Below are 25433 nucleotides of genomic sequence, written 5' to 3'. Positions count from 1 at the left end.
GCCTATAGTGCTTTCTTACCCAAAAGGCGACTTGGCCGACCGGGAAGGCTGCGATACCATCCGACTCCCCAACGGACTCCCGCCAGGACGACGCGATGAACCGAGTGTTGTACCCAGGTACCTTCGACCCTATTACCAAGGGCCATGGCGATCTGGTCGAACGCGCCTCGCGCCTGTTCGATCATGTGATCATCGCCGTCGCCGCCAGCCCGAAGAAAAACCCGTTGTTTCCCCTGGAACAGCGTGTGGCGCTGGCCCGCGAGGTCACTAAACATCTGCCCAACGTTGAAGTCGTCGGCTTCTCGACGTTGCTGGCGCATTTCGCCAAAGAGAAGAACGCCAACGTGTTCCTGCGTGGTTTGCGTGCGGTGTCGGACTTCGAATACGAATTCCAACTGGCCAACATGAACCGTCAGCTGGCACCGGATGTGGAAAGTCTGTTTCTTACCCCGTCCGAGCGTTATTCGTACATTTCCTCGACGCTGGTCCGTGAAATCGCAGCCCTGGGCGGCGATATCACCAAGTTCGTCCACCCTGTGGTGGCGGACGCCCTGAACGAGCGCTTCAAGAAGTAACAACCGCTCAAGCGGCGCCCGCGTGCACTGCGGGCGCCAATGCGGCACAATTGTGCGCATTGGTTTATTGCGCCCGGGCCTTCCGCCCTGGCTGGAGTTAGCATGTCCCTGATCATCACCGACGATTGCATCAACTGCGACGTCTGCGAACCCGAGTGCCCGAACGCCGCCATCTCCCAGGGCGAAGAGATCTACGTGATCGACCCGAACCTGTGCACCCAGTGCGTCGGCCACTACGACGAACCTCAGTGCCAGCAAGTGTGCCCGGTGGATTGCATTCCGCTGGACGAGGCGCATCCGGAGACTGAAGAGCAGTTGATGGAGAAGTACCGGAAGCTTACCGGCAAGGCTTGATTCGGTTGGCGCCCGTGAGGGCGCCTTCGCGGGCGAAGGTCACTCCCGCTGCTCAAACCCTTCTCCGATACACCCCAGGCACCGCACGAACGCTGCTTTCGCCGGGTCGACCACCAACGCCTGCCCCGCATCGCCGACGCCGCCCCCCAACGCGGTAAACGGCAGCGACACCACAAACGCCCCTGCACCGAGCACGGTCGCCACGACCAGCAAAGGTCGGGCAATCAGCAAATCGCCGAGCATGGCGTAGGCCGGGGGGTTCTGGATGGTGTAGCGCGGGTCACCGCTGGCCGTGTTTGCTGCCAGCGCTGGCGCACCGACGGTCAGCAGCAAAACGACGACAACGGTTCGAAACAGGTTCATGGCACGGTCCTTGGGTTAGGCAGTCAGAACACTGACTATAGACCCTGGGCGTTTCAGCTCTGACAACGCGGGCAAAAGACGCTGGCGCGCTGCCCGAGCTTCACTTCTCGCAACTCCGTGCCGCAGACCTTGCAGGGCGCACCGCCACGGCCGTACACGAACAGTTCCTGCTGGAAATAACCCGGCTGACCGTCACCGCCGATAAAGTCGCGCAATGTGGTACCGCCGCGCTCGATAGCGGCCGCCAGGATGCGTTTGATCTCGATCGCCAGTTTCAGATAACGCGCCCGAGAGATGCTTTTGGCCTCACGACGCGGGTCGATACCGGCGGCGAACAACGCTTCGGTGGCGTAGATATTGCCCACGCCGACCACCACCGCGTTGTCCATGATGAACGGTTTGACCGCCATGGATCGCCCGCGGGACTGCTGGAACAAGCGCTCGCCGTCAAACAGGTCGGTCAACGGCTCCGGCCCCAGGCGAATCAACAATTCATGGTTAAGTGGGTCAAGGCTCCAGAGCATCGCACCAAACCGTCGCGGGTCGGTGTAACGCAGGGCCAGGCCGGATTCCAGCTCGATGTCCACATGCTCATGCTTGGCCACCGGCGTGCCGATTTCCACCAGGCGCAGATTTCCCGACATCCCCAAATGGCTGATCAGCGTGCCGACTTCGGCATTGATCAGCAGGTACTTCGCGCGTCGTTCCACCAACACGATGCGCTGGCCAGACAGCCGCACATCCAGGTCTTCGGGAATGGGCCAGCGCAAGCGCCGCTCACGCACGATCACCCGGCTGACGCGCTGGCCTTCCAGGTGCGGCGCAATCCCGCGGCGGGTGGTTTCGACTTCAGGCAGTTCCGGCATGGTGCTCTCGAATCAGGCGGTGCAACGCTCAGCGATGAGCGCCAAGGTCACGAATCGTTTGTTTGAGGGTCTCGAAGTCATAGTCCGAGACACCGACATAATCGAGAACCAGCGGTGCAATGCTGTCCCACTCGTGGTCATCACGCTGGTTGCCCAGCACCCGGAAAGACGCACAAATGTGCTCGGCCATCTTCAGGATCGCCAGCAGGTTTTTCAGCTGGCTGTTGCGCGACGACTCATCGCTGAAGATCGCCAACGCATTGTGGTGATTGGCGATGGCGGCAGTCACATGCTCCGGCAGGCGCCAGGATTTGGCGGTGTAATAACCCACCACCGCGTGGTTGGTATTGAACACCCGATTCTCGGTGTCCACCACCCGACATTCGGCGCTGGCACTGGCGTAGGCCTCTTCCAGAACGGTCATGTAGTTGGGGAAGCGCTGGAGCATCAACGGCACGCCGCAGTCATGGAACAGGCCCAACGCGTACGCTTCATCGCCGGCCTGGACGCCAATGCGCTTGGCCAGGGTCAGGCAGGTCATCGCCACGTCCTGAGCGGTATCCCAGAAACGATTCAAGGTAACGATGGTGTCGTCATTCATCTGGCCTTTGATCGACTGCGCGTTGATCAGGTTGATGACCGAGCGGCTGCCCAGCAGATTCACCGCACGCTGAATCGAGGCGATCTTGTTGCTCAAGCCGTAATACGGCGAGTTGACGATTTTCAACAAGGCGCCAGAGAGGCCCGGGTCCTGGGAGATCAGCTTCGCGATCACCTCCAGATCCGGATCGGGCATGTACTGTTCCATCTGCAAATCCACCATGATCTGCGGCTGGGCCGGCACGCTGATGCCTTGCAGGGACTGTTGAATCTGTTCGGTAGTCAGCTCTGGGGACATAAGTACACACTCTGGGACAGGCGGCGATTCTAACCCTTATAAAGTTGGATCCGACACCCTGGCCAATCCATCGCCTGATGTTTCATCAAATGCCTGGGCCTGCCACACCGCATGTCCATCCGCCAAACCGTGGCCTTGCGCAACACGCTATACTCCCGCTCTTTTTTCCGGAGCGACGTCATGTCCCTGCCTAGCCTGCGCCTCAAAGCCAACGCCGACCGTCGCCTGCGGAACGGCCATTTGTGGGTCTACAGCAACGAAATCGATGTAGCCGCTACTCCTTTGCACGGTTTCAAGGCCGGCGACCAGGCGATCCTCGAAGCAGCCAGCGGCAAGCCGCTGGGCATCGTTGCCATGAGCCCGAACAACCTGATCTGCGCCCGCCTCTTGTCGCGCGACATCAAGTTGCCGCTGGACAAGTCGCTGCTGGTGCATCGCCTGAACGTCGCGCTGTCCCTGCGCGATCGCCTGTTCGACAAGCCGTTCTATCGGCTGGTCTACGGCGATTCCGACCTGCTGCCAGGTCTGGTAGTCGACCGTTTCGGCGACATCCTGGTGGTACAGATCGCTTCGGCCACCATGGAAGCCCATAAAGAAGACGTGATCGCCGCGCTGACCCAAGTGATCAAGCCTAGCGGCATTCTGTTCAAGAACGACTCCGCCGCCCGTGATGCCGAAGGCCTCAACCGCTACGTCGAAACCGTGTTCGGCCTGGTGCCGGAGTGGGTTGCGCTGGAAGAGAACGGCGTGAAATTCGAAGCACCGGTCATCCAGGGCCAGAAAACCGGGTGGTTCTACGACCACCGCATGAACCGCGCACGCCTGGCACCTTATGCCAAAGGCAAACGCGTGCTGGACCTGTACAGCTACATCGGTGGCTGGGGCGTGCAAGCGGCTGCGTTCGGCGCCAGTGAAGTGTTCTGCGTCGACGCATCGGCCTTCGCCCTCGACGGCGTCGAGCGCAACGCCGCGCTGAACGGTTTCGCCGACAAGATGACCTGCATTGAAGGTGACGTGTTCGAAGCCCTGAAAGAGCTGAAAGCCAGCGAAGAGCGCTTCGACGTGATCGTTGCCGATCCTCCGGCGTTCATCAAACGCAAGAAAGACATGAAAAACGGTGAAGGCGCCTACCGTCGCCTGAACGAGCAAGCCATGCGCCTGCTCAGCAAGGACGGCATCCTGGTCAGCGCTTCGTGCTCGATGCACCTGCCGGAAGACGATCTGCAGAACATCCTGCTGACCAGCGCCCGTCACCTGGACCGCAACATCCAGATGCTGGAGCGCGGCGGTCAGGGCCCGGATCACCCGGTTCACCCGGCCATCGCCGAAACCCGCTACATCAAGAGCATCACCTGCCGTCTGCTGCCAAACAGCTGATTTCGCCGGTTTGACGGGGAGCCAGTCGGCTCCCCGTTCTGTTTTCTGTTATTGAACTCTCCAACTTCCTACTCCAGCAGTCTTAATGACTTGCAGGACGTTTCGCTATGTCTTTTATTTTATCGGACAGAACTTACAAAATTCATCCAACCCTCAGATCGATCCGACAAAATTACTGGAACATTCCTACCCGATCTCCCCTTGATAAGAACTCATTACAAACTATGATTAAGTCGTCACAAAGGAGTGACACTCACTATCTATTACAAGGAGTTCAAAACATGAAAGCAATTACTCTGGAAACCAACAAAATCGCTAACCTGGCTTTTCTGGTTGCACCAAAAGTCCGCTAAGTAAATGAAACGCTGGGGAGTGCCGGCTACCCAGCGTTTTCTATGGCAAAGACCAGAGTGAATCGCCAACCATGCAGATAAACCCCTATATATTCATACTTCCTCGCTCGCCCGACCAAATAGTCTGGGATTACAAGAACCATAAACAGTTCGAATTGAACCTTGAATACTCAACCCGTCTCGCCCACCTAATCGACAACCCTGAAAAGTTTGATGACAACAACATAATAGACACGCAACTCCTGAGCGCGGGAATACTCACAACTTCAATACACGACACCCTTGAATGGGGTTGGGATGAACTGTCGAAGATATTTCATATCGGCACCAAGAACATTCCTTGTGACTATATCCCCCAAGATATTAATGAATGGTCGAGACACTATCTGGACCATTGCACCGAAGTACTGGCCACTCCTGCCCCGGAGGCCAGACTCACAGAACGCCCGACAAGCGAGCGGATTGCCCTGCCCCAACCTTCCGGTCTGCCGCAAAGCGCACTTGCAAAGACCTTGATCGACCGAAAGACCTGTCGCTCCTACACGGGTGAAGGGGTTTCTCTCGACGATGTGGGCACTCTTTTGTATTTGTCCCTTGGCTATCTGCGAGAGCGCGACAACGACATCGACGAAACCATCGCCGAAGGTCTCGGCGCCCGGCGCAGCAGTCCATCCGGTGGCGGGCTGAATGCCTGCGAAGGTTTTCTTCATGTTCAGAACGTCAGCGGCCTGAATCCCGGGCTCTACGCCTACCACCCCAATGAACATGCGTTGAGCTTCGTCAATCCGCTGCCCGACTCGCCCTTGGGCCAGTTGTTGTGTGGACAGCATTTCATCAACAACCTGCCAGTCGGCCTGTTCATCACCGCTCGCTTCGACAAACTGTGGTGGAAATATGAACACTCGCGGGCCTACCGAATGGCGTACGTCGAGGCAGGCCATATTTCCCAGACCTTTCAACTGGTGGCCACCGCACTTGGGTTAAGCACCTGGCTGACCGGTGCGTTGGCGGACGATCAGGTCGAAACGTTGCTGGGGATCGAGGACAGCGCCGAACAAGCGTTGTTTTTTGTGGGCTGCGGCCAGAGTGACGGGCAAGTGATGTGCAAGGAATTGAAAGCGCTGCTAAGCAGCCGAGACTCCCAACAATGACCGGGCCCCGCACAGACGAGCTGTCACTGCCCGACGCCTGGGCCCAGCGCTTCACCCTCGGTGACTGGAACACCCGAGCCTCGGTACGAACCAGCGAGCACACCTATCAATTGCCATCAGATCTGGAACGGCAACTGGAAACACGACACTGGTTCCCGCCGGCCTTCCTGCCCTATCTGAATCACCCGAAAATCAAAGCAGCCGGCAGTGCGATCACCCATCGATTATCAGCCAACCATCTGGTGTATTTCCTCGACTACACCACCCGGCTCGAACATCGGATCGTCAACCGCTCCGTGGAAACCATTGTCCACGATGAGCTCGGTGCATCTATCCCCCGACGGATGAAAGCGGCCGCCCTCCAGCTCTATACCGATGAGGGTTTTCACGCGCTGTTCTCCAATAGTCTCGCCGAGCAAATAGCCGACCTCTACGGCATGACCCAACGCCCGGTGATGCCGCACCGCATTACCCGACTGAACGCCCTGCTTGACCACGCACCTGACAGGCATAAGGCATTGGCCTGGTTTCTCGTTGGCTTCGTGTCCGAAACCATCATCGCCAGGGAACTGCTCGAGGTTTGCCGCAACGAGCTGGTGTCCAGCGTCCAGGAAATGCTCAGGGACCACCTCACCGACGAGGCCCGACACAGTCGTTACTTTTGCGAAGTGTTCCATTATCTGTGGCTGACCCTGAACAGCAGCCAACGCACGTTCGCCGCGAAGCTGCTGGTGGACATCCTCCTGATTTTCTTTGAGGTCGATGAGCGATGGCTGAAGGAAAGCCTGAACAGCGTGGGCTTCAGGGAGAATTGCATCGCAGAAATCCTCAGTGCCCTGACCGGCCCGCAAGCCTGCCTTCAGCGCGCCCGATCAGGTGCAGGCGCGACGCTACAGGCAATGGAAAAGGCAGGTTTTTTCGACCTGCCTTTTAACCAGCAGCTCTTCGCACAGGCAGGACTTGTCGATGAATGAAAGAAAATCTGCGGTCAGTGCCAAACACCGCCGCTCTGCGATCACCCTGTTAATGACCATGGTGATGCTTGGGGTCTTCCCACTGGATGTTCTGCTGCCATCGTTCCCGGCGCTGGCCGAACACTTTCGGACCACGCCGGCCGACATCGCTTTTTCCATCAGCCTGTTTGCCATCGGCATCGCCCTTTCCCAACTACTGGTCGGGCCGCTCTCGGATGTCATCGGGCGCAAAAGTCTGCTGCTGGCGGGAATGGCGGTCTCGATTGTCGGTGCGACGGGTTGCGTGCTGTCCACCGACTACGCCTGGTTCCTGATGTTCCGGGTGGTGCAGGCCATCGGCTGCGGTTGCTTCGTACTTTCACAGGCGCTGGTCCAGGACCTGTTCGACGGCAAGGAACGGGATCAGCTGCGGATTCTGATGGTCACCGCCAGCGGGATCTTCATTTCCGTCTCGCCACTGGCGGGCACCCTGTTGCAACAGGCACTCGACTGGCCCGCAAGCTTCATTGTGTTTATTGCCCTTGCCGCTGCCGTGTTCCTCAAGGCCTGCTTCTTTCTTGAAAACCGGCACACCGCCACAACCCCGCGCCGAAGCATTCTTCAGTCCTACCGGCGCGTCTGTCGCGATGCGGGTTTCCTCGGCTATTGGCTGATCGCTGCAATCGCCTTCACCTGCCACTTTTCCTTCATTGTCATCTCGCCCCTGATCTTCATGGAGCAGTTGCAGCTGTCGGCCTACGAGTTTTCCCTGACACTGCTGCTGTATGGCGTGGCCTACATCATCGGCGGCATTGTCGCTCGAGTCCTCGCTGGGCGGGTCGCGGCCAATACACAGATAGTCGTCGGCCTGGGCCTGATCTTCATTTCTGGACTGGTGATGCTCTTGCTCTCAAACCTGCTGGGGCTTTCAGCCCTGACCGTGCTGATCCCGATGATCATCTGCACCGCTGGCACGACCATCACCCGCCCTGTCGCCACCTCCAAAGCCATGGAAGTGTTCCCGGACAATGCGGGGACCTCGGCGTCGGCCGGGAACACGTTGGTCTTCATCTTCGGCGGGCTGATCAGCGCCCTGATCAATCTGAGTGGAGCTCATCTGCAAACGACTCTCGCACTGAGTTTCCTCGCCTTGAGCACCGTCGGCGTTTCCTTCAATGCACTGATCACACGTCGGCAGCTCGCGCTGAATAGCGGGTGATTCCTGCCGATCGTCATCCCACACGCCCCGTCAACGCTGGATCACCCTCTTCCAGCATTCCCTCCTGACGCCAGCCGTGTAGAATCGCGACATTCATCGCCAGTCATCCCCCGGCGGGTTTATGAGCTCAAGCTGAAGCGCGCGGCGATCCCGCAAAGTTATCGGCAACTTCCGGACACACGGCCATTTCTGAGTGTTCCAGACGTCAATAGAAGCTCACTTCCCTTTTGATACCTGATTAGCCGCCCGGAGTGCTTCATGCCTGATTACCGCTCGAAAACATCCACCCATGGCCGCAACATGGCCGGCGCCCGCGCACTGTGGCGCGCAACGGGGATGAAAGATGACGACTTCAAAAAGCCGATCATCGCCATTTCCAACTCCTTCACCCAGTTCGTACCGGGCCACGTCCACCTCAAGGACCTGGGCCAACTGGTCGCCCGCGAAATCGAACGCGCCGGCGGTGTCGCCAAAGAATTCAACACCATTGCCGTGGATGACGGCATCGCCATGGGCCACGACGGCATGCTGTATTCGCTGCCGAGCCGCGAGATCATCGCCGACTCCGTCGAATACATGGTCAACGCCCACTGCGCCGACGCCATCGTCTGCATCTCCAACTGCGACAAGATCACCCCAGGCATGCTGATGGCTGCCCTGCGCCTGAACATCCCGGTGATCTTCGTTTCCGGCGGCCCGATGGAAGCCGGCAAGACCAAACTGGCCAGCCACGGTCTCGACCTCGTCGACGCCATGGTGATCGCCGCCGACTCCAGCGCTTCTGACGAGAAAGTCGCTGAGTACGAGCGCAGTGCCTGTCCGACCTGCGGTTCGTGCTCCGGCATGTTCACCGCCAACTCGATGAACTGCCTGGTTGAAGCACTGGGCCTGGCATTGCCGGGCAACGGTTCGACCCTCGCCACCCACAGCGACCGCGAACAGCTGTTCCTGCAGGCCGGCCGCACCATCGTCGAGCTGTGCAAGCGTTACTACAACGACAACGATGAGTCGGTCTTGCCGCGCAACATCGCCAACTTCAAGGCGTTCGAAAACGCCATGACCCTGGACATCGCCATGGGCGGTTCCACCAACACCATCCTGCACTTGCTGGCCGCGGCCCAGGAAGCCGAGATCGATTTCGACCTGCGCGACATCGACCGTCTCTCCCGTCACGTGCCGCAACTGTGCAAAGTTGCGCCGAACATCCAGAAGTACCACATGGAAGACGTGCACCGTGCCGGCGGGATCTTCAGCATCCTCGGCTCGCTGGCCCGTGGCGGCCTGCTGCACACCGACCTGCCGACCGTGCACAGCAAAACCCTGGCCGAAGGCATCGCCAAGTGGGACATCACCCAGACCGACGACGAAGCGGTGCATCACTTCTTCAAGGCCGGCCCTGCGGGCATCCCGACGCAAACCGCGTTCAGCCAGTCGACCCGTTGGGAAACCCTGGACGACGACCGTGAAAACGGCTGCATCCGTAGCGTCGAACACGCCTACTCGAAAGAAGGCGGCCTGGCCGTTCTGTACGGCAACATCGCGCTGGACGGCTGCGTGGTGAAAACCGCCGGCGTCGACGAGTCGATTCACGTGTTCGAAGGCAACGCGAAGATCTTCGAAAGCCAGGACAGCGCCGTACGCGGCATCCTCGCTGACGAAGTGAAAGCCGGCGACATCGTGATCATTCGTTACGAAGGCCCGAAAGGCGGCCCGGGCATGCAGGAAATGCTGTACCCGACGTCCTACCTGAAATCCAAAGGCCTGGGCAAAGCTTGCGCCCTGCTCACCGATGGTCGCTTCTCCGGCGGCACCTCGGGCCTGTCCATCGGCCACGCTTCGCCAGAAGCTGCTGCGGGTGGCGCGATTGGTCTGGTGCAGGATGGCGACAAAGTGCTGATCGACATTCCGAACCGCTCGATCAACCTGTTGATCAGCGACGAAGAAATGGCCGGCCGTCGTGCCGAGCAGGATCAGAAAGGCTGGAAGCCTGTGGAAAAACGTCCACGCAAGGTGACCACCGCTCTGAAGGCCTATGCCCTGTTGGCGACCAGCGCCGACAAGGGTGCGGTGCGTAACAAGGCGATGCTCGACGGGCTGTGATGCTTAACCGTTGAACAAAAAAATGCCCCGCCAAGTGCGGGGCATTTTTTTGACCAAAATCCTCCAAACACTGGAGATCAACTGTAGGAGCGAGCCTGCTCGCGATAGCGGACTACCAGGCAAAATCTAGGGTGACAGGCACTCCGCTATCGCGAGCAGGCTCACTCCTACACTGGATTTTCGGTGCTTACTGGATTTCTGCCGGCGTCACCACCACCCAGTTCTTGTCAGCCGTAACCTGCAACCCTTCCTTGGCCTGAGCGGCGGCGTGCTTGGCCATCATGCCGTTAATCTGGGTCATGTATTTGTCTTTGCGGTTGACCCACAAGTGGATGCCGCCCTTGGCCACGTCGACGCTGTGGAACAGCATGTAACCGTCGCTGCTTGGGGTGTCGCCGCCGACCAGCACCGGTTTTTTCCACTCATCGATGTAGGTCAGAATTGCCGCTTGCTTACCCGCCATCCAGGTCGCCGGGGTCCACAGGTACGGGGTCAGTTCGAGGCCGAGGTTAGCGTTCTCGTCATACTTGCCCGCGGTGATCTGCTTGCGCGCCGTGGTCAGCTCGCCGGTCTTCGGGTCCTTGAGCAACAAGCTCACCCCGATCACGTTCTGCGGTTTGACGTTGTAGCCGTACTTCGGATCGGCAGCGACCATGCGCACCAGTTCTTCGGAGGCAGCGGTCATCACGTAGACCTCGATACCGTTCTCCATCAGCTTGTTGTAGAGCTCTTTCTGGCCAGTGAAGATTTTCGGCGGATTGACGTCGAGGTTCTTGACCACGTCGCCTTCGTAATACGTCGCCGGCACCGGTTTACCGGACGCCATCAACTCATCGACGTAGCCTTTGAGTTCCTGGAGGGTGAAGCCGGAGAACACTTGGGCGACCCATGGATAGCAGACCATGTCGTCGACTTCGCAGAGGCGATAGTAGTAGCTGAACAGGCTTTCCTTGTGGTCGGCAGTGTCTTTGAACGGCATCAGTTTCAGGGAGGGGTCGAGTTTCTCGCGGGTGATCAGGCCCTTGTTTTCCATGAACGGCAGCAACGACTCTTCGAGGTCGTAGCGGTAACTGGTGTTGTCCATGTCGAACACCGCGTAGTTACCTTTGTTGGCGTTGGCGGCAATCATTGCGTCCAGCGCCTTGGCCTGATCGGCTGGCCAATGCTTCAAATCCGTGGCGAATACCTGGCCGGCAAGGCCTAGGCAGAGTGCTGCGGCCAGAAATTTCGGTGCGAGCTTCATCAACATTTCTCCCTGAGTCAAAGATATCGACGCTAACAAATTAGTGTGACAGTCCTCGTCTGCCTGCGACCGCCCGCGTCCCTTTCGCGTCAGCTGCATCTCCAACAACGACACCCTCTTATTCCAAAAACGACAGTTAACAGACCTTTTTGATATTAAATCATTAGTTTTCAAGCTGTTAGGCTTGCCGGTTCGCAGCTGCCCCGGAAGGTGGCTGGCACAAGTCTCTCTCGGAGTTCACATGAATCTGCCGCTGATCCTCAATCTGCTGGTGTTCCTCGCCCTGCTCTTCGGCTTGGCGCAAACCCGAAACACGACGTGGAGCTTAGCTAAAAAAGTCCTGCTCGCATTGGTGCTGGGCGTGGTGTTCGGTGTGGCTTTGCATACCGTTTACGGTGCCGGCAACCCGGTACTGAAAGCCTCGATCGGCTGGTTCGATCTGGTGGGCAACGGTTACGTGCAGTTGCTGCAAATGATCGTGATCCCGCTGGTGTTTGCCTCGATCCTCAGCGCCGTGGCCCGTCTGCACAACGCCTCGTCGCTGGGCAAGATCAGCTTCCTGACCATCGGCACGCTGTTGTTCACCACAGCCATCGCGGCACTGATCGGTATCGGTTTGACCAACCTGTTTGGTCTGACCGCCGAAGGCCTGGTGGCCGGCACTCAGGAAATGGCCCGTCTGCAAACCATCCAGACCGATTACGCGGGCAAGGTCGCCGACCTGAATGTGCCGCAGCTGTTGCTGTCGTTCATTCCGCAAAACCCGTTCGCCGACCTCGCTCGCGCGAAGCCGACCTCGATCATCAGCGTAGTGATTTTTGCTGCATTCCTTGGGGTCGCGGCGCTGCAACTGCTGAAAGATGACGTCGAGAAAGGTCAGAAAGTGATCAACGCCATCGACACCCTGCAAGCCTGGGTGATGCGTCTGGTGCGTCTGGTGATGAAGCTGACCCCGTACGGCGTATTGGCGCTGATGACCAAAGTGGTCGCCGGCTCCAATCTGCAGGACATCATCAAGCTCGGCAGCTTCGTGGTGGTTTCCTACATCGGGCTGGGCCTGATGTTCGTGGTCCATGGCTTGCTGGTGTCGGCCGCCGGGATCAACCCGCTGCGCTTTTTCCGCAAGATCTGGCCGGTGCTGACGTTTGCCTTCACCAGCCGCTCCAGTGCTGCGACTATCCCGCTGAGTATCGAAGCGCAGACCAGCCGTTTGGGTATTCCACAATCCATCGCCAGTTTCGCCGCGTCGTTCGGCGCGACCATTGGCCAGAACGGTTGTGCCGGTCTGTACCCGGCGATGCTGGCGGTGATGGTTGCGCCGACCGTGGGCATCAACCCGCTGGACCCGCTGTGGATCGCGACGCTGGTGGCGATTGTGACGCTGAGTTCGGCCGGTGTGGCTGGCGTGGGCGGTGGCGCGACGTTTGCCGCGTTGATCGTGTTGCCGGCGATGGGCTTGCCGGTGTCACTGGTGGCGTTGCTGATTTCGGTTGAGCCGCTGATCGACATGGGTCGTACGGCGTTGAACGTGAGTGGTTCGATTACCGCCGGTGCGATCACCAGCCAGATCATGCAGCAGACGGATAAAGAGTTGCTGGATGCGGATGAGCATGCGGAGTTGGCTCAGGCTTAACCCTAGAACAACCTTGTGGCGAGGGAGCTTGCTCCCGCTGGGTCGCGAAGCGGCCCCAATAAGGCTAACGCGGTCTTTCGGGAAGAACGCAGCGCCGGGTTTCAGGGCTGCTGCGCAGCCCAGCGGGAGCAAGCTCCCTCGCCACAGTTTTTAAGCCTTCTCCCAAACCTCGAAGTTGTACGCTGGCTTGTCGCCTTCCGCCGGATTCGGCACGTTCGATACCAGCTTCCACTGGTTCAAATCAAACTCCGGAAACCACGCATCCCCTTCCGGGCTCAGCGCTACACGCGTCAAATACAGCCGATCAGCCTGCGCCAACCCTTGCGCATACAACTGCGCGCCGCCAATCAGCATCAGCTCATCGACGCCCTGTTCTTTCGCCCATGCTTCGGCCCGAACAACGGCGGCCTCCAGCGACGGATAAACCTCCGCGCCCTCCAACACCAGATCCGTCTGGCGGCTGACCACGATGTTCAACCGGCCCGGCAACGGACGACCGAGGGAATCCCAGGTCTTGCGACCCATGATGATCGGCTTGCCGAGGGTGGTGGCCTTGAAGTATTTGAAGTCCCCCGGCAAGTGCCAGGGCATGCTGTTGTCGACGCCGATCACACGGTTTTCACCGAGGGCTGCAATCAGGCTGAGGGGGAGTGATTTAGTCATGCCGCGAGGATACCAGAGCCATCCGTAACCCGATAAGCGCCACAGCGGTTATGCTCACAGCTCAATTGAGCGACGGGATGGCGCGTGACTGAACTGAAAAACCTCTGGTTGACGGAAACCATTCGCCTGCGTGAAGAGCACGCAGGCCCCCTGGATGATCTGGAAGCCAACCGACTGGCCCGCAGCGCCGGTGGTGACCTGCCGACACGGATTCAACGCCGCGCGTTGTGGCTCGCCGAGCGCGACGGACTGACCGACGCCCTCCAGCATTGGCTTCTAGGCGCGCGTCTGGCGCTGATCGTGATGGCGGTGCTGGCCGTTGTCAGCGGCGCCGGCCTGGCGTTTGCCGCAATGGGCGACGGACAGACGCCGGTCAATGTGTTCTGGGCCTTGGGCAGCCTACTCGGACTGAACCTGATTCTATTGCTGAGCTGGGCGTTGGGCCTGGTCTTCGCTGGCGATCACGGCGCCACCCTTGGTCGCTTATGGTTATGGCTCAGCGAAAAACTCGCCCGCGATGCCAAAGCCGCGCAACTGGCCCCGGCCCTGCTGCTCTTGCTGCAACGACACAAACTCAATCGCTGGGCGGTCGGCGTACTGGTCAACGGTTTGTGGTTGCTGGCGATGCTCAGCGCGCTGGTGATGCTGTTGATGCTGATGGCGACCCGGCGTTACGGCTTCGTCTGGGAAACCACGCTCCTGGGTGGCGACACTTTCGTCGCCATGACCCAGGCCCTCGGCGCCCTGCCGGCCCTGCTGGGTTTCAACGTTCCGACCGTGGAAATGATCCGCGCCAGCGGCGATGCCGCGCTGAACATCGAAAGCGCCCGTCAGGCCTGGGCAACATGGCTGGTCGGCGTGCTGGTGGTCTACGGTGTGTTGCCGCGACTGTTGCTGGCGCTGTTCTGCCTGTGGCGCTGGAAAACCGGGCAAGCGGCATTGCGTCTGGATTTGAACCTGCCCGGTTACGCCCAACTGCGTGAACGGCTGATGCCCACCAGTGAACGCCTTGGCATCAGCGACGCGGCGCCAGAGCAACTGCACCGAATCGAAAACGGTGTCAGCGATCTGCCAAGTGATGGCGCGCTGTTGGTGGCCATCGAGCTGGACGATCAACGCCCCTGGCCGCCGCCACTGCCGAAAACCGTGGGCAACGCCGGCATCCTCGACAGTCGCGAATCGCGGCACAAACTCCTCGAACAGCTGAGCCGCTTTCCCCCGGCCCGTCTGGCCATCGCTTGCGATCCGCGACGTTCGCCGGACCGCGGCAGTCTGGCACTGATCGCCGAACTGGCGCGCAACGCCAGCGCCACCCGCGTCTGGTTGCTGCAAGCTCCACCGGGCGAAGCGCTGGATGCCGAAAGGCTGGGTGACTGGCACGTGGCGCTGCAACAGCTGGACCTGCCGTTCGCCGATTGCGCGCCGTTGAACTGGCTGGAGAGCGGTCATGACTAACCCCTGGAAAGCGCCCTTGAAGCTCGCGGTAGTCGGCCACACCAACGTCGGCAAAACCTCATTACTGCGAACGCTGACCCGGGATGTCGGCTTTGGTGAAGTCTCTCATCGCCCCAGCACCACTCGACACGTCGAGGGCGCGCGGTTGTCGGTAGACGGCGAGCCGTTGCTCGATCTCTTCGACACGCCGGGCCTGGAAGACGCCATCGCCCTGCTCGACTACCTCGAACGTCTGGAACGACCGGGTGAACGCCTCGACGGCCCGGCACGGTTAGCGCGATTTCTTGACGGCAGCGAAGCGCGACAACGGTTTGAACAGGAAGCCAAGGTGCTGCGGCAACTGCTGACCTGCGACGCCGGTCTCTACGTGATCGACGCCCGGGAACCGGTGCTGGCCAAATACCGTGACGAACTGGAAGTGTTGGCCAGCTGCGGAAAACCGCTGCTGCCGGTGCTGAACTTTGTCAGCAGCGCCAACCACCGCGAGCCGGATTGGCGCGAAGCGTTGGCACGTCTGGGCTTGCACGCCTTGGTGCGTTTCGACAGCGTCGCACCACCGGAGGACGGCGAACGTCGACTGTATGAAAGCCTCGCGCTGCTGCTGGAAAACGCCCGCCCGCAACTGGAACGCTTGATCGCCGATCAGCAAGCCCAACGCCAGGCCCGGCAACAGAGTGCGGCACGGCTGATTGCTGAATTATTGATCGACTGCGCCGCGTGCCGACGCAGCGTGGTCAGCGAAGCCGAGCAAGAACAGCAGGCCATCAGCGAGTTGCGCAAAGCGGTTCGACAACGGGAACAACGCTGCGTCGAAGCGTTGCTCAAGCTGTACGCCTTTCGTCCACAGGATGCGGCGGCCAGTGATCTGCCACTGCTCGATGGCCGCTGGGGTGACGACCTGTTCAACCCGGAAACACTGAAGCAACTGGGCGTTCGGGTCGGTGGTGGCATCGCGGCCGGCGCGGCAGCCGGGGCCGGGGTCGATCTGCTGGTGGGCGGGCTGACCCTTGGCGCAGCGGCTTTGGCCGGGGCGATTGCCGGTGGCGCGCTGCAAACGGCCCGCAGTTATGGCAGCCGCCTGCTGGGCAAGATCAAAGGCCAGCGAGAGCTGACCGTCGATGACGGCGTGCTCCGGCTCTTGGCGTTGCGTCAGCGGCAACTGCTGCACGCGCTCAATGCGCGTGGGCATGCAGCGATGGACAGCATTCAAGTGGCCACGCCCCAGGACAAAACCTGGCGCGAAGGCAAACTGCCCGAAGCACTGAACAAGGCTCGGGCGCATCCGCAGTGGTCGTCGCTTAATCCGCATCCGAAGTTGAGCCAGGCGGAAAGGCAAGAGCAAGTTGAGGTGTTGGCCGGCAAGGTGGGGGAGCTTTAATCCGGCAGCATACTGCGCTGACTTGTAGCAGCTGCCGAGCCTGCGAGGCTGCGTTCGGCTGCGCAGCAGTCGTAAAATCAGCCAACTCATTCGGTCAGGCAAACCGCATACACAGGATTTGCGAGGACTTCGGTCGAACGCGCCCCCGGCTCGAACGCAGCCTCGCAGGCTCGGCAGCTGCTATGTATGGACTCGCCCCCACTGTCTACCCGCTTCTGAAAAACCGTCGCCCCGTTGCATCTATGTATCAGGCCTATTCGTGGAAGCCGTCTTCGGCCTCTGGCCAAAATTGGAAAAGCTCGTGGTATGCCGATTACAGTCAGGCCTCGAAGGCCAGTAGCAGCTTAGGCATCAATCCACGCCGGTCTTACCTGGGGTCAATTTTTTTTCAGCAAAGGGTCGGACAGTTAGTACCTCGGTGGCAGAACTCTGTCGCTCAGTGGCTCATCGTCGCTTGCTGGCCATCACCCGCGTGGCGACGATAAGTCTGGTCATTCTGTAAAAGCACCCAGACGATTCGCAGGTTGCGGTTGGCTAGCCTGATCGCCGCCTCCTTACGGCCCAGCCGGCTCATCCAGCGCAACAAGCGACGGTCATCGGGTTGCTGGGAATCAGGTCGTAGTTGTTGCAGCACCGCATGGGCTCCCTGGATCATCAGGCTGCGTAAATAAACATCACCTCGCTTGGTCATGTCCCCCAGCCGGACCGTGTTCCCGCTGCTGTGCTGGTCAGGCACCATGCCAAAGTACGCGGCAAACTTGCGGGCATTGGGAAATCGTTCAGGCTTGGTTTCCTTGGCCACCAGTGCAGTGGCAGTGACTGGGCCGATGCCGCGCACCGTCATCAGTCGCTTCGCCGTCATGTCGGCGTTGGCGGCCACTTCCAGGCGTCCCGTCAGCACGCTGATGCGCTCGCCCAAATGGCGCCACTCGGCCAACAGTTCGTCGATCAGTTCACGCAGCAGCCCCGGCACCGGCTGGGTAGCATCTTCCAGTACCCGCGGAATTTTCTGGCTGATTGCAACATCGCCCTGCGCCAGGGCCACGCCGTGTTCGAGCAGCAGGCCGCGCATCTGATTACTGACTGCCGTGCGTCGACGCACATAGCCCTGACGGGTGCGATGCAACGCCTGCATTGCCAGCGCTGCAACGCTTTTGACCGGTACTGCGCAGATTTTTTCATCGCGATCAGCCCGCAGAATCGCCAGCGCATCGTTACGATCATTTTTAGGTCCGCTGCGATGTGTAGCCACCAAACCGGCTGGAAGAATCCGCACCGGATTGCCTTGGTCTTGCAGCTGCCGGGCCCAGGCTTGAGCACCCGGACCGGTCTCCATCAAAACCACGACATGAGGTGGCAACTGTTGGAGAAACTCATAAAACGCCTCACGCGACTTGATCCGCTGCTCGTAGCGCACTTGGCCGAGGACATCTTCACCGGCGACCTGAAAGACCTGCTTGGCCAGATCGACCGCCAAGGTTGTGCAGACCGACAAATCGGAAGAAGACAGGGATTGATCAATCGAACTATGATTTTTCATGGACTCGCCCTCGCTGTCGTTGGCTGCTTAGACTGCCACCGTGGCGCATTGACGCCTCGGCTTGGGCGAGTCCATCCAATTACAGGTCCCGGTCGATCTTCAAAAAGCTCTGCGTCAACGACCGGACACGATTGCGATCCGTGCGATTCGCCCGCCCGTCGTTGTCCACATCCGAACTCAATATCAGCTCGAAAACCCCATCGTTATCAAGATCGCGAGCCGCTGCCTTGTAGGCAATCATCGGCCCTTCATGAAAATGCAGGCCTACCGTTTCAGGCGTGCCGTCAGTGGATGGATTCTGCGAGAAGATTCGCAAGTGACGGTCCTCACCCTCCCCGCTGTTGTACCAGGCGCATTTCAAATACGTTTTGCTGAAAGACTTGAGCCGCTGTCGATCCGCCTCCGTCGCCTTGCGCTGCAACTGATCATCTTCATAGAACTCAAAATGAACGGTATCTGCCACACCCTGACCGCTTCGATCCTGTGCAATCACTTTCAAATAACGCATCCGTGCGCTTCCTTGGGAAAAGCCCAGACTGGCCCAATACCGCAAGGCAATCCATCCACCGTTTCCCTATTGCCTGTGAGACAACTCAACGCGCCTCGCCGGACAAGACCTTCGCGGCCTTGCGCTTCAACACCTCAAGATCAATCAGCGGCACCGCCATTTCCTTGGCCTGCTCATCCCACTGCCGCATTCGCAAACTCACCGCACACAATGGGTCCTGTTCGAAAGCTTCAGCCTCTTCAGTGGTCATCACTCCGCCCTGGTATTCCAGAGTGCGGCGACTGGCTTCACTCAAGCGTTCGTAGTACCCAGGCTCTTTGAGTGTCAGATAACGCTTGGCCTGAACGTGGTATTCCACAAGCCGCGCCATGCGCTCGCTGAAACCTGCGCGGCGTAAATAATCCGCGCCCAACCGCTCGTGACTGACCACGCCGAAACCGCCCATGTTCTCGGCGCTCTCGGCGCAGATATGCCCGATGTCGTGGAAGAACGCGGCCAGCACCACTTCGTCATCGAAGCCCTCGGCCATGGCCAGTTCCGCCGCCTGTGACATGTGCTCGATCTGCGACACCGGTTCGCCGATGTAATCGCTGTCGCCAAAGCGCTCGTACAGACCGAACACCTCGGCGATCACTTGCTCATTGCGGCCCATCAACGCTCTCCCAACAACGTCGCTACGTTACGTTCAGCCATCGCCGGCCCGACGCTCATGCCGACACCCGTGTGCATCAGTGCCACGCTCACGCCCGGCATCGGACGCAGAAACGAGAACGGCCGCGGTCCCCGTGAACCATAGACACCCTGCCAGCGTTCGACCACTTGCACCTTGCAACCCAACGTCTGCTCGGCCAGCTCAATCATCCAGTTGTCCACTTGCTCGGCATTGAACGGCGACGGGTCGCTGCCGTAATGGTGGGAGTCGCCGATGATCAACTCACCATAAGGCGTCGGACTGATCAGCAGGTGAATGCCGTTTTCATGCAGGTGCGGTTCCTCTCGCAGGATTTGCGCCTGCACCGCCGCCGCTTCCGGCAGATCGGCGAAGGCGCCGTAGTGCACGCAACTCAAACCGGTGAGCAACGCGTGTTGCAGGTTGAGGTTGATTTGCGGTCGAGCGCGGAGCATTTGCAGGCGGCAGATTTGCGGGTTGAGCTCGGCGATTGGCTCGGCCAGCAACGTCTGATAATCGTGGCCGGAACAAACGATGATCTGCTCGGCGCTGAAGGATCCGGCGGTGCTGTGCAAGCGGCCGGGCTCGATGTCGCGCACCAGGGTGGAGAAGTGAAACTCGACGCCGAGTTCGCGGTGCAGGTAGTCGATCAGCGCTGGAATCGCTTCACGGGAATACAGTTGCTGATCGTCCATCCCGTGTAACGCCGCGCGATGATGGCTGAACTGACCGCCGTACAAATCGTGCAATGCAGCGCCGCGCAACAGGTCTACGCGGTAACCGTGCTCCACGGCGCGACCGGCGCAGAAGGCTTCCAGTAGATGTTCTTCGGCTTCGGTGCGGGCAAACAGGTACGAGCCGTTGCGCTTGAGTTGCAGGCCGGCGAGTTGCGCCCATTGGCCCCATATTTCGCGGCTTGCCTTGGCCAGTTCGAGCATCGGGCCCGGTGGTTGGCCGGTGACCAGTGCCTGGCCGAAATTGCGTACCGAGGCGCCTAAGGGCGTTTCGCTGCGTTCGAAAACGGTGACTTTCAGACCGCGCTTGGCGGCGGCGTAGGCGTGGGACAGACCGAGGATGCCGGCGCCGACGATCAGCATGTCGTTGTGTTGTGTCATGGGGTTTTGTCCTGAGCTCTGTGGCGAGGGGATTTATCCCCTCACCAAAGGTTGTGCATTGTTTACTTGGCAACCACTTTCTCGGACTTGCCGTCATAGCGCTTGCGCCACTCGGTCAGGATTTCGTCGCGATTCTTCGAGGCCCAGGCGAAGTCGTTCTTGATCAAACGCTGCTCATAATCCGCCGGCAACTCGGTCTGCGGCTTGGCAATACCTGGCTGCGCGAGCACCGCAAAGTTCTCTTTATAAAGCTCCATCGCTGCCGGGCTTGCCGAGAAGTCGGCCAGTTTCTTCGCCGCGTCTTCATGCGGTGTGCCCTTGATCACGGCGGTGGCTTCGATCTCCCAGCCCAGGCCTTCTTTCGGCAGGATGATGTCCAGCGGCGCGCCTTGGCGCTTCAACTGAACGGCCGGGTATTCAAAGGAAATACCGATCGGGAATTCACCCGCCGCCGCCAGTTTGCAAGGCTTGGAACCGGAGTGAACGTACTGGCCGATGTTCTGGTGCAGACCGTCCATGTACGCCCAGCCCTGCTTCTCGCCGAAGGTTTGCAGCCAGGCGCTGACGTCGAGGAAACCGGTGCCGGACGAGGCCGGGTTGGGCATGACGATCTTGCCTTTGTACTCAGGCTTGGTCAGGTCCTGCCAGCTCACGGGTTTGCTCAAACCCTGCTTTTCGGCTTCGACAGTGTTGAAGCAAATGGTCGCCGCCCACACGTCCATGCCGACCCAGGCCGGTGGGTTGGCAGCGTCGCGGTAGTTGCCGCCGATCTTGCCCAGGTCCTTCGGCGCGTAGCTTTGCAGCATGCCTTGCTGATCGAGGATCGCCAGGCTCGAAGCGGCCAGGCCCCACACCGCATCAGCCTGCGGGCGGGCTTTTTCGGCCAGCAGCTTGGCGGTGATGATGCCGGTGGAGTCGCGCACCCACTTGATCTCGACGTCCGGATTGGCCTTTTCGAAGGCCTCTTTATAGGTCTTCAGTTGTTCGGCTTCGAGGGCGGTATACACCGTCAACTCGGTTTTCGCCGCGAAGGCGTTCAGGCTGAAAGCGGTGAGGACAGCAGCGGCCAGGGCCAGGGGCTTGAACATGATCTTTTCCTGTTTGAGTTGAGGGTGTGAGTCAGTTGCCGGGCGCGGTCTGCCGCCAGGCCTGGGAGCGGCGCAGCAAACCGCGCGAAGCCCAGGCCAGCAGCAGGGACACGCCCGCCGAGGTGAACAGAATCAAAGTCGACATCGCCGCCGCGCCGCCGACATTGCCGGCGTCATCCATATTCAGCACCGCCACCGCCGCGAGGATGGTGTCGGGGCTGTAGAGGAAGATCGCCGCCGAGACCGTGGTCATGGCCGAGACGAACAGGTAGCGCACGATGTCCAGCAGCGCCGGCAGGCAGATCGGCACGGTGACGCGCAGGTAATGCCGATAGAGCGGCGCCTTGAGCGAGAGCGCGGCGGCTTCGAACTCGGCGTCGAGTTGGCGCAGCGCCGTGGTCGCGGTCATTTGCGCGGTGGTCAAATAGTGAGCAATGGTGCAGACCACCAGCAGGGTCATGGTCCCGTAGAGCACATGCAACGGGTTGCCGGTGAGGTTGAAGAAGAAGACATAACCCAGGCCCAGCACCAGACCCGGCACCGCCATCGGTACGAAACTGAGCATGCGCAGGATCAGATTCAGTCCGCGCTGGCCCTTGGTTTTTTCCATCAGGTAGGCGCCGGTGAAGATCAGCACGCTGCCGATCAATGCCGTACACAGCGCCATCTTCACGCTGTTGCCATAGGCCAGCCAGCCACCGCCCGCGGTGTCGTTGAACTGGTAATGATTGAGCGACAGCGACAGGTTGTACGGCCAGAACTTCACCAGCGACGAGTACACCGCCATGCCGAACACCAGCAGCAACACCGCGCAGATCAGTAGCACGATCGCTAGGTAGCAGCCGTCCCGCAGTTTCGACGGCGCCGGTTGAAAGACCTGCGCCCGACCGCTCATGGAATCGCCGTGTCGCCGACGCAGCCAGGCGTCGACACCGAAGCTGAACAGCGCCGGCAACAGCAGGACCATGCCGATCAACGCGCCGCGACCGAACTGTTGTTGGCCGACCACGGCTTTATAGGCTTCCAGCGCCAGCACCTGATAATCGCCACCGACCACCACGGGCACGCCGAAGTCGGTGATGGTCAGGGTGAACACCAGACAGAACGCCGCGAACACAGCCTGACGGGTTGCCGGCCAAGTGATGCTGCGAAAGGCTTTCGCCGGACTGGCGCCCATGCTCGACGCAGCATCGAACAATCGCGCATCCGCCAGGGACAGCGCCGACAGCAGAATCATCAGCGCGTGTGGGAAGGTGTAGATGACCTCGCCCAGAACAATGCCCCAGAAGCCGTAGATGTTGTCCGAGAGCAAACCGCGCAGCATGCCTTGGTTGCCGAACAGATAGACCAGCGCAATGCCTGGCAACATCGACGGCGCCATCAGCGGCAACAACGACATGCCGCGCCAGATGCCTTTGCCCGGTATCAACGTGCGTTGCAGGGCGTAAGCAAACAGGTACGCCAGCGGTACGACAATCGCCGCCACGCTGAGGGACACTTTCAGGCTATTGCCGAGCAACCAGTGGAAATTGGCACTGGTCACCAATTCACGGGCAGCCACCAGACCGCCGCCCTGCCCGGCTTCCGAACTGAAACCGCGCCAGAAGATCGCCAGCAACGGCATCAGTACCGCAACGCCGAGCAACACCAGCAAAAGGACTTTGCCGCCGACCACGAATACCCGGTCGCCGATCTCGGCACGGGAGGTCTGCCGAACCTGCTTGTGCGGTATCGGCAGCGCGAGGTTCGCGCTCATCAGGCAAACACCTGCAGGCTGCGCGGCGGCAAGGCGACCATGATTTGCTGCGCGCCGAGGCGTGGCATGGCTTCCGGCGCCAGTTCCGCGAGCAATGCGTGGCCCGGCAGTTGATCGAGTTCGAAACTCATGCGGCAGCGGTTGCCGAGGAAGGTGATTTCGCGAACCTTGGCCGGGAACAGGTTTTCTTCATGCACCGGCGGGTTGACGTTGATGGCTTCCGGGCGGCAGAACAAACGGCCCGACGCGGTTTTGGCGCTGCCTTCGGCAAGGCGCATGTTCATCCCGCCAACTTGCGCATGGCTGTCGCTGCTGCGCTGGAATGGCAGCCAGTTACCCTGGCCGACGAACTCCGCCACAAACGGTGTGGCCGGGCGGTTGTAGATTTCCTGCGGTGTGGCGTACTGCTCGACCTTGCCGTTGTTCATCACGGCGATGCGGTCGGCCATCAGCATGGCCTCGTCCTGATTGTGGGTGACCATCAGGGTGGTGACGCCGAGGTTGCGCTGCAGTTGGCGCAGTTCGGTGCACAGATGCTCGCGGACTCGGGCGTCGAGGGCCGACATCGGTTCGTCCAGCAACAACAAGGAAGGCGCCGGCGCCAGGGCCCGAGCCAGTGCGACACGTTGCTGTTGGCCGCCGGACAATTGGCCGGGGTACTTTTTCTCACTGCCGATCAGGCCGACCAGCTCCAGCATCTGACCGACACGCTTGCGCACTTCATCGCGACCACTGCCGGCGAGGCCGTAGGCGATGTTCGCTTCGACGGTGAGATTGGGGAACAGCGCGTAGGACTGAAACAGAATGCCGTAGTCCCGAGCCTGGGGCGCAAGGTGGGAAACGTCGCGATCGCCGAGGTACAACTCGCCGCTGTCCTGCTTCTCAAGACCGGCGATGCAGCGCAGCAAGGTGGTTTTGCCACAGCCCGACGGACCGAGCAGACACACCAGCTCACCAGCCGCCACGTCGAGGGAAACGTTATCCAGCGCGGTGAAGGCGCCAAAGCGTTTCTGCACGCCGCGCACTTTCATCGGGGCGCCGGGGTTGGTCAGGGCAGTTGCGATCGAGTGGTTCATGGACAGGCCTCATCAAGCAGATGAAGGCCATCCTAGGTTTGTAATGCGTCCGTCATGTGGCAGTGAGGCAAAAACGGCTGATAGTGGTATTCGAGGATTTGGGTTGGGTAGAACGAGCGATGAGTAACCTGTGGCGAGGGAGCTTGCTCCCGCTGGGCTGCGAAGCGGCCCCAAAAAATGAGCCTGCTGCGCAGTCCAGCGGGAGCAAGCTCCCTCGCCACAGGGATCTACGCGGGGGCCATTTCCTGCGCCAGGCCGAGAAACGCCGCCGGCAGCCGCGCGCCTTTGCGTTCCTTGAGGCAATACAAATACTCAGGAATCTGCGGCGAATTCTCGATGGTCAGTACGCGCAGTTGCGGATCATGCGGCACTTCCTGCCGGGCAATGATGCTGATGCCGATGTTGCGCAACACCGCCTCACGGATCGACTCACGGCTGCCAATCTCCAGCAGCGGCCCGAAACTCACCCCGGCGCTGGCCAGCAATTCCTCGGTCAGGCGTCGAGTGGTCGAACCCGATTCGCGCATCAATAACGTATGCCCGGCCAACGCACTGAGCGGCACATGGTCGTGGACCGCCAGCGGATGATTGCGATGCACCGCCAGCACCAGCGGATCGCTGCCGAGCACCCGGCGAATCAGCCGTGCATCGTCGAGTAATTGCGACGACGCCGCGACATCCACCCGGTAATCCTCCAGCGCTTCAAGCACCTGCTGGGAGTTGCCGATCTCCACCGACACCTCCACCTGCGGCAAGCGCTCGCGAAAGGTCTTCACTAGATCGAGGATGTAATACGGCGCGGTCGCAGCGATGCGCAACGTGCCCTGGACCTGACCGCTGTTGCGCAGGAAAAACTCGATGTCGGCTTCCTGCTGCAACAGCGCCTTGACCATCGGCAGCAACCGCGCGCCTTCATCGCTGACGCTGAGGCGGCGGCCGCCACGGTAGAACAGCTCAACCGAGTACTGGCTTTCCAGATTGCGAATCTGCGTGGTCACCGTGGGTTGGCTCAGACCGAGCTTTTTCGCCGCCAGGGTAATGCTGCCCAGGCGGGCAACCATGTAAAACGCCTTCAGCTCGGCACTCAGCACACCCTTCC

At 60.2% G+C, this 25433-nt stretch carries 23 protein-coding genes; 10 read left to right on the top strand and 13 right to left on the bottom strand.

Annotated elements, in window-relative coordinates; all coding sequences use genetic code 11:
• Nucleotides 1-95: 95 nt before the first annotated feature.
• Nucleotides 96-575, top strand: coding sequence for a pantetheine-phosphate adenylyltransferase (gene coaD, locus ABH912_RS22240; RefSeq protein ID WP_033060511.1), 480 nt, complete (start codon nt 96-98; stop codon nt 573-575).
• A 102-nt stretch (nt 576-677) separates the two neighbouring features.
• The gene (locus ABH912_RS22235) at nt 678-929 is read left to right on the top strand and encodes a YfhL family 4Fe-4S dicluster ferredoxin (protein WP_008150569.1); all 252 of its coding nucleotides are present in this window, start codon (nt 678-680) and stop codon (nt 927-929) included.
• A 39-nt stretch (nt 930-968) separates the two neighbouring features.
• Here ABH912_RS22235 and ABH912_RS22230 read toward each other — a convergent pair whose 3' ends face one another.
• The 3 genes from ABH912_RS22230 to ABH912_RS22220 are packed head-to-tail and all read right to left on the bottom strand — an operon-like array spanning nt 969 to nt 3002.
• Nucleotides 969-1292: a hypothetical protein gene (locus tag ABH912_RS22230; RefSeq protein WP_033060512.1), complete on the bottom strand. Its 324-nt coding sequence runs from the start codon at nt 1290-1292 to the stop codon at nt 969-971.
• Nucleotides 1293-1345: 53 nt separating this feature from the next.
• The gene (gene mutM, locus ABH912_RS22225) at nt 1346-2158 is read right to left on the bottom strand and encodes a bifunctional DNA-formamidopyrimidine glycosylase/DNA-(apurinic or apyrimidinic site) lyase (protein WP_033060513.1); all 813 of its coding nucleotides are present in this window, start codon (nt 2156-2158) and stop codon (nt 1346-1348) included.
• Nucleotides 2159-2186: 28 nt separating this feature from the next.
• On the bottom strand, nt 2187-3002 hold the full coding sequence (locus ABH912_RS22220) for an HDOD domain-containing protein (RefSeq protein WP_197281772.1): 816 nt from the start codon (nt 3000-3002) through the stop codon (nt 2187-2189).
• Between the two features lie 234 nt (nt 3003-3236).
• Between ABH912_RS22220 and ABH912_RS22215 the strand changes: the two genes are divergently transcribed.
• From ABH912_RS22215 to ilvD, 5 genes are all read left to right on the top strand, one after another.
• Complete coding sequence (locus ABH912_RS22215) at nt 3237-4433, top strand: class I SAM-dependent rRNA methyltransferase (protein ID WP_033060516.1); 1197 nt, start codon at nt 3237-3239, stop codon at nt 4431-4433.
• Between the two features lie 424 nt (nt 4434-4857).
• Nucleotides 4858-5937, top strand: a complete 1080-nt coding sequence (locus ABH912_RS22210; RefSeq protein WP_429511664.1) for a SagB family peptide dehydrogenase — start codon at nt 4858-4860, stop codon at nt 5935-5937.
• A complete protein-coding gene (locus ABH912_RS22205; RefSeq protein ID WP_429513142.1) occupies nt 5934-6911 on the top strand; it encodes a diiron oxygenase in 978 nt (325 codons plus the stop codon). The genes ABH912_RS22210 and ABH912_RS22205 overlap by 4 nt, the downstream gene beginning before the upstream one ends.
• Nucleotides 6904-8109 (top strand): multidrug effflux MFS transporter, encoded by a 1206-nt coding sequence (locus tag ABH912_RS22200; protein WP_429511663.1) that lies wholly within the window; start codon nt 6904-6906, stop codon nt 8107-8109. Before ABH912_RS22205 ends, ABH912_RS22200 begins: the two co-directional genes overlap by 8 nt.
• 258 nt (nt 8110-8367) lie before the next feature.
• Nucleotides 8368-10209, top strand: a complete 1842-nt coding sequence (ilvD, locus tag ABH912_RS22195; RefSeq protein WP_033060521.1) for a dihydroxy-acid dehydratase — start codon at nt 8368-8370, stop codon at nt 10207-10209.
• 187 nt (nt 10210-10396) lie between these two features.
• On the opposite strand, the gene ABH912_RS22190 is transcribed toward ilvD, so the two are convergent.
• Nucleotides 10397-11452 (bottom strand): phosphorylcholine phosphatase, encoded by a 1056-nt coding sequence (locus ABH912_RS22190; protein ID WP_033060523.1) that lies wholly within the window; start codon nt 11450-11452, stop codon nt 10397-10399.
• 241 nt (nt 11453-11693) lie between these two features.
• Between ABH912_RS22190 and ABH912_RS22185 the strand changes: the two genes are divergently transcribed.
• The gene (locus ABH912_RS22185; RefSeq protein WP_429511662.1) at nt 11694-13085 is read left to right on the top strand and encodes an L-cystine transporter; all 1392 of its coding nucleotides are present in this window, start codon (nt 11694-11696) and stop codon (nt 13083-13085) included.
• Nucleotides 13086-13235: 150 nt separating this feature from the next.
• Here the strand turns inward: ABH912_RS22185 and ABH912_RS22180 are convergent, their stop codons facing one another.
• Nucleotides 13236-13748, bottom strand: a complete 513-nt coding sequence (locus ABH912_RS22180; protein ID WP_429511661.1) for a dihydrofolate reductase — start codon at nt 13746-13748, stop codon at nt 13236-13238.
• Between the two features lie 84 nt (nt 13749-13832).
• On the opposite strand from ABH912_RS22180, the gene ABH912_RS22175 reads away from it, so the two are divergent.
• Nucleotides 13833-15203 carry a DUF2868 domain-containing protein gene (locus ABH912_RS22175; RefSeq protein WP_429511660.1) on the top strand — a complete coding sequence of 457 codons (1371 nt, stop codon included), beginning with the start codon at nt 13833-13835 and terminating at the stop codon, nt 15201-15203.
• A complete protein-coding gene (locus ABH912_RS22170; RefSeq protein ID WP_429511659.1) occupies nt 15196-16581 on the top strand; it encodes a GTPase/DUF3482 domain-containing protein in 1386 nt (461 codons plus the stop codon). The genes ABH912_RS22175 and ABH912_RS22170 overlap by 8 nt, the downstream gene beginning before the upstream one ends.
• A 436-nt stretch (nt 16582-17017) precedes the next feature.
• Here the strand turns inward: ABH912_RS22170 and ABH912_RS22165 are convergent, their stop codons facing one another.
• The 8 genes from ABH912_RS22165 to ABH912_RS22130 form a co-directional block, all read right to left on the bottom strand.
• Nucleotides 17018-18076, bottom strand: a complete 1059-nt coding sequence (locus tag ABH912_RS22165) for an IS110 family transposase (protein ID WP_080932109.1) — start codon at nt 18074-18076, stop codon at nt 17018-17020.
• 124 nt (nt 18077-18200) lie between these two features.
• The gene (locus ABH912_RS22160; RefSeq protein WP_429511658.1) at nt 18201-18629 is read right to left on the bottom strand and encodes a hypothetical protein; all 429 of its coding nucleotides are present in this window, start codon (nt 18627-18629) and stop codon (nt 18201-18203) included.
• An 85-nt stretch (nt 18630-18714) separates the two neighbouring features.
• Nucleotides 18715-19281 carry a phosphonate degradation HD-domain oxygenase gene (locus tag ABH912_RS22155; RefSeq protein WP_033060531.1) on the bottom strand — a complete coding sequence of 189 codons (567 nt, stop codon included), beginning with the start codon at nt 19279-19281 and terminating at the stop codon, nt 18715-18717.
• Nucleotides 19281-20414 carry a TIGR03364 family FAD-dependent oxidoreductase gene (locus tag ABH912_RS22150; RefSeq protein WP_429511657.1) on the bottom strand — a complete coding sequence of 378 codons (1134 nt, stop codon included), beginning with the start codon at nt 20412-20414 and terminating at the stop codon, nt 19281-19283. Before ABH912_RS22150 ends, ABH912_RS22155 begins: the two co-directional genes overlap by 1 nt.
• 62 nt (nt 20415-20476) lie before the next feature.
• Nucleotides 20477-21502, bottom strand: a complete 1026-nt coding sequence (locus ABH912_RS22145) for a putative 2-aminoethylphosphonate ABC transporter substrate-binding protein (RefSeq protein WP_090178483.1) — start codon at nt 21500-21502, stop codon at nt 20477-20479.
• Between the two features lie 31 nt (nt 21503-21533).
• Nucleotides 21534-23258 carry a putative 2-aminoethylphosphonate ABC transporter permease subunit gene (locus ABH912_RS22140; RefSeq protein ID WP_429511656.1) on the bottom strand — a complete coding sequence of 575 codons (1725 nt, stop codon included), beginning with the start codon at nt 23256-23258 and terminating at the stop codon, nt 21534-21536.
• A complete protein-coding gene (locus ABH912_RS22135; protein ID WP_429511655.1) occupies nt 23258-24334 on the bottom strand; it encodes a putative 2-aminoethylphosphonate ABC transporter ATP-binding protein in 1077 nt (358 codons plus the stop codon). The genes ABH912_RS22140 and ABH912_RS22135 overlap by 1 nt, the downstream gene beginning before the upstream one ends.
• 227 nt (nt 24335-24561) lie before the next feature.
• Nucleotides 24562-25425, bottom strand: a complete 864-nt coding sequence (locus ABH912_RS22130) for a LysR family transcriptional regulator (protein ID WP_429511654.1) — start codon at nt 25423-25425, stop codon at nt 24562-24564.
• Between the last annotated feature and the right edge of the window lie 8 nt (nt 25426-25433).

It is taken from the genome of Pseudomonas sp. BT76 TE3572, from assembly GCF_050435365.1.
Classification (GTDB): Bacteria; Pseudomonadota; Gammaproteobacteria; order Pseudomonadales; family Pseudomonadaceae; genus Aquipseudomonas; species Aquipseudomonas fluorescens_W.
Note: the sequence above shows the minus strand (reverse complement) of the source record. Positions and strands in the feature narration are given on the sequence as shown.